Origin of the sequence: uncultured Cyclobacterium sp. (assembly GCF_963976465.1) — a bacterium.
Taxonomy (GTDB): domain Bacteria; phylum Bacteroidota; class Bacteroidia; order Cytophagales; family Cyclobacteriaceae; genus Cyclobacterium.
On record NZ_CAXBOC010000508.1, the window covers coordinates 1 to 3,859 of the forward strand.

General features: G+C 41.6%; 3 protein-coding genes. All 3 read right to left on the bottom strand.

All coding sequences use genetic code 11. The features are described from left to right. Positions 1 to 126 precede the first annotated feature (126 nt). A complete protein-coding gene (ilvN, locus tag AAC037_RS21255) occupies positions 127 to 627 on the bottom strand; it encodes an acetolactate synthase small subunit (RefSeq protein ID WP_303615170.1) in 501 nt (166 codons plus the stop codon). A 4-nt stretch (positions 628 to 631) separates the two neighbouring features. Further along, positions 632 to 2,326 (bottom strand): biosynthetic-type acetolactate synthase large subunit, encoded by a 1,695-nt coding sequence (gene ilvB / locus AAC037_RS21260; protein ID WP_339905454.1) that lies wholly within the window; start codon positions 2,324 to 2,326, stop codon positions 632 to 634. A 5-nt stretch (positions 2,327 to 2,331) separates the two neighbouring features. Further along, positions 2,332 to 3,859, bottom strand: a 1,528-nt coding sequence (ilvD, locus tag AAC037_RS21265; protein WP_339905456.1) for a dihydroxy-acid dehydratase, incomplete at its 5' end; no start/stop codon positions are given.

A 3,859-nucleotide genomic window follows, 5' to 3' on the forward strand; every position in this document is an offset into this window, starting at 1 on the left:
TTACTTCGTCTTTTAGGACTTCCTTGGCTTTCTCAAGAGGAAATTCTTCTCTTGTCACTACGTTTTCTTCAACTGTACCGAACTTCAGTTTCATAACTATAAATTAAAATTGATTTTAAATTGGTATTATAAATATTTATCAATACTCACCATTGGCTTGGCCACGGCTACTCTGCCGGACCTAACAAATTCCAGAACATTAAATTCTTTTAAAACTTCCAGCAAATCCTGGGTATCTTCTTTATGGCCTGTCATTTCTATGACCACAAAATCCTTCTCGGCTGAAATAATCTTCGCATTGTACTGACGAATAACTTTCTCCAAACCTGGATCTATACTGTCAATTGGAATTTTGTACAAGGCAATCTCTTGAAAAACCATTTCATCATCCACGTAATAAAAGGCTTTGATTACATCAATGATTTTCTCGATTTGCCTTGACAACTGAATCACTTGTTCTTCAGTTGTATTCACCTCAATGGTGATCCTATAGATCCCCTCTTCTCTACTTTCTGAGGCAGTAAAACCATCAATATTGATTCCCCTACGGGTAAATATTAAAGTAATTCTACTGAGTATTCCTATGAAATTTTCTGTAAATACAGAAATCGTGTATCTTCTTTTCATCTGGTTATTTAAGTCTAACTTCTTCAACAGAACTACCAGTGGCAATCATGGGGAAAACATTGTCCTCTTTTTCTACTTTCACCTCAAGGAAATAAGGTCCATCATGTACAAACATCTCAGCTACTGCCTGACGTAAATCAGCTCTTTCATCTACTATCTGAACCTTGAAATTATACGCTTCCGCAATTTTAATAAAATCAGGGTTGTCTAGTTCTGTAAAAGAGTAACGTTTGTCAAAAAACAACTGCTGCCACTGCCTTACCATACCCAGGAAATTATTGTTAAGTAAAACAACTTTTACTGGAGCTTTGGTTTGCATAATGGCCCCAAGCTCTTGAATGGTCATCTGAATGCCTCCATCTCCCACTACGCAGATTACTTCTTTGCTGTAATCATGGAGCTGAGCTCCCAAAGCGGCAGGAAGAGAGAATCCCATAGTGCCTAGGCCCCCGCTGGTAACCTGTGTTCTGGAGGTCTTGTATTCAAAATACCTCCATGCCACCATTTGATGCTGACCTACATCAGTAACCAAAATAGCATCGTCAGCCTTAAACTCATTGATATGTCGAATCACCTCACCCATGGTCAAACCATTCTTGGTAGGAGACAAGTCATTGCCCACAACCACTCTTTTTTCCTCAGCTTCAAGCGCTCTGAATTGCTTGAACCATTCGGGATGCTCTTTCTTTTCTACCTTCTCAACAAGCTTTTCTAAACTGACTTTACAATCACCTAAAACAGGTACATCGGCTTTAACAATTTTGTTAATTTCTGCAGGGTCCAATTCAAGATGAATAACCTTGGCTTGTTTGGCATAACGCTTTACATCTCCCGTTACCCGGTCGTCAAACCGCATCCCCACACTTATCAAGACATCACATTTGTTGGTGAGCATATTCGGCGCATAATTGCCATGCATGCCCAATTTACCTACGTAGTTTGGATGATCCTCTGACAAAGCTCCTGTTCCCAACAAAGTACAAGCAGCAGGAATCCCTGTCTTATCCAAAAATGCTTTTAACTGACTTTCGGCTTTACCCAATATTACCCCCTGACCATACAATAGATAAGGTCTTTTGGCATTATTGATAAGTTCAGCTGCTGCATCAATCACACTGTCTTCCACCTTAGGGTAAGGTCGGTAAGAGCGGATATTAAGACAAGGAACATAATTGTAATCTCCCAAGGCTAACTGAGCATCCTTTGTTATGTCTATCAATACCGGCCCAGGTCTTCCGGACCTGGCAATATGAAAGCCTTTGGCAATGGCTGGAGCGATATCCTCCACCCTTCTAACTTGTATATTCCATTTGGTGGCAGGCATTGAAATCCCTACCACATCTGTTTCTTGAAAAGCATCTGTTCCCAGAAGTGGTGACAACACCTGTCCTGTAATACAGACCAGAGGTGTACTGTCAATTAAGGCATCAGCCATGCCTGTTATTAAATTGGTTGCTCCCGGACCGGAAGTGGCCATACAAACCCCTACTTTACCGGAAACTCTGGCATATCCCTGGGCTGCATGAATTGCGCCTTGTTCGTGTCGGGTGAGGATATGCTGGATCTGATCCATATAATCATAGAGTGCATCATACACCGGCATGATAGCCCCTCCCGGGTAGCCAAAAATAAATTTGGCATTTTCTGCTACCAGGGATTTGATTACAATTTCTGCCCCTCTTATCTGTGAATCATTCATAGTCGTTAATCTTTATCCGTAACGCATCCTTCAGATGCCGTAGAAACTAACTGAGAATATTTTTTTAATGTTCCATTTAAATGGCTTAAGTCTTTATTTACCCAAGTTTTCTTTCGCTCTGCAAAAGTTTCTTCAGATACATCACAAGAGATTTCAAGTGTCTCTCCGTTAATGGTAACCATATCGCCATTCTGTAAAAGTCCTATTGGACCACCTGTATATGCTTCCGGCGTTACATGACCAACAACAAAGCCATGTGTACCTCCTGAAAATCTTCCATCTGTAATCAATGCTACATCAGCTCCCAAACCTGCTCCAATGATGATAGATGTAGGCTTAAGCATCTCAGGCATTCCCGGTCCACCTTTTGGACCTACAAACCTGATGACGACTACATCACCTTTTTGAACTTCCATGTTTTTCATGGCATCATTGGCCTCCTGTTCTGAGTTGTAAACCTTTGCAGGTCCTGTAAAAGAGACGCCTTCTTTACCTGATATCTTGGCCACAGAACCTTCAGGAGCAAGGTTGCCTGACAAGATACAAAGGTGCCCTGTTTCTTTCACAGGTGAATCTATTGGGTTGATTACACTTCCTTTCGCTACTTTAATAGGCGCAATATCAGCCAAATTTTCTGCAATGGTTTTGCCTGTAACTGTCATGCAATCTCCATGTAGCAAGCCATTGTCTAGCAGGTAACGCATAAAGGCCGGCAAACCTCCCTGATCGTGCAAGTCCTCCATCATGTATTTACCACTAGGTTTAAAATCACCTAATACAGGAGTAGTGGCATTTATTTTCTTAAAATCTTCCAAGCCAAAGTCAATCTCAGCAGTTCGGGCAATGGCCAACAAGTGCAATACGGCGTTGGTACTTCCTGCAAGTGCTACAACCACCCTTACGGCGTTTTCTAAACTTTTCTTGGTAACAATATCTTTTGGCTTCAAGTCCATGGCCAATAAATTGGCAATGAATTCACCTGCGGCTTCACACTCTGCTGCTTTCTCTTGGGAATTGGCAGGATTAGACGCACTGTAAGGAAGTGAAAGCCCCATGGCTTCTATGGCAGAAGACATGGTATTGGCGGTATACATTCCCCCACAAGCACCTGCTCCGGGACATGCATTTTTGATTACGCCTGTATAATCTTCATCAGATATTTCATTTTTGATTTTCTTGCCATAGGCCTCAAAAGCCGAAACAATATTCAATTTCTCACCTTTATATTTCCCGGACCTGATGGTGCCACCATAAACCATGATAGAAGGCCTGTTTACCCTTAGCATGCCCATAACTGCACCCGGCATGTTTTTATCGCAACCAGCTACCGTAATTATCCCGTCAAATGAATGACCTAGAATAAATGACTCTACAGAATCAGCAATGATCTCTCTAGAAGGAAGACTATAACGCATTCCCGAAGTACCCATTGAAATACCATCACTAATCCCTATTGTATTGAAGACCAATCCAGTAAGTTTTGACTTTCTTGTAGAGGCCTTTATGGCTCTTGCAAAGTCATTAAGGTGCATG